Origin of the sequence: Vibrio sp. YT-18, assembly GCF_033337345.1 — a bacterium.
In the GTDB taxonomy this organism is placed as follows: domain Bacteria; phylum Pseudomonadota; class Gammaproteobacteria; order Enterobacterales; family Vibrionaceae; genus Vibrio; species Vibrio alginolyticus.
Genome location: NZ_JAWOQO010000274.1, coordinates 1 through 1,044, shown reverse-complemented (window position 1 = coordinate 1,044; position 1,044 = coordinate 1). Strand labels below are relative to the sequence as shown.

Below are 1,044 nucleotides of genomic sequence, written 5' to 3'. Positions count from 1 at the left end.
TTAAAAATTTAGCCGTGCACTATACCCGAATTTGAGTGATTTATCTCACTTTTCTCACTGAAACTCGATAAAAGAAAAAACGGTGAACACTGCCATGCAGTCGATTCACCGTTTCATTCCAACATTTGCGCGAAGAATGACGAATGCCCTACCCTTCAATACCCGCAAGTTGCAGTAATATTTGCTCTAGTTCATCCCAAGGAAGAAGCTGAGAATCAATCACTTCAAGTCGTGATTCAAACCCTTCTAAGCTGATTTCGTTGACCGATACCACGCGATTTGCCACGTTAAATGCGTAACACCCTTGATTGGTGTTGACTACCGCTTTCACACGTTCGGCGGTTAGGTCAGACAACATCGAGAACAGCTTATCAAAATCGAACTTGTATTCAGCGCCAAATAGCCAGCCACAACTGAAATAGCCCTGCCCTTTGTTCTCTTTACGGATGAAAGCTTCACCCGGTGGTAACTGAAACTGAGGCTCTTGGTGTGCATGCTCATGGTGATGCGTTTCGATATGAGAAGAAGCACTGCCGTGTGCGCGTTCAATATCCAGAACTTCAATCGGCAGCTCGCCGTTATGAATCAACTTACTGAACACTTTAGCTGGCGTTTGATCGGTAACCCAATCGTTGAACACATCAATATCATGGCTTGAACAGAGATCGACTTTGCTGCCAATCACCACATCGGCACTGTCTAGCTGATCAACAAAGTTTTGATTAGACGTGTATTTTTCATCGCTCAAGTTACGAGGGTCGACTAACGCGATGGTCGCCTTTAAATCAACGTATGGCAGATATTGCTCTGATGTCAGCGTCGCAATCACTTGTTTTGGATGACCAAGGCCTGTTGGTTCAATCAACAAACGATCTGGCTTTTGGCGCAATAATGCCGTAATACCAACAGACATAGGAACGCCTGCGGTACAACACATGCAACCGCCCGGCACTTCTTTAATCAACGCACCTTGGTCGGTCATTAATGCACCATCGATGCCAATCTCACCAAACTCATTGACCAACACCGCCCAATTTTCATTTT

The 1,044-nt window shown here is 45.1% G+C and carries 1 protein-coding gene; it reads right to left on the bottom strand.

Annotated elements, in window-relative coordinates; all coding sequences use genetic code 11:
• Window positions 1-148: 148 nt before the first annotated feature.
• Window positions 149-1,044 (bottom strand): GTP-binding protein (locus R7M72_RS25935; protein ID WP_318056574.1); only part of this gene is annotated, 896 nt, incomplete at its 5' end.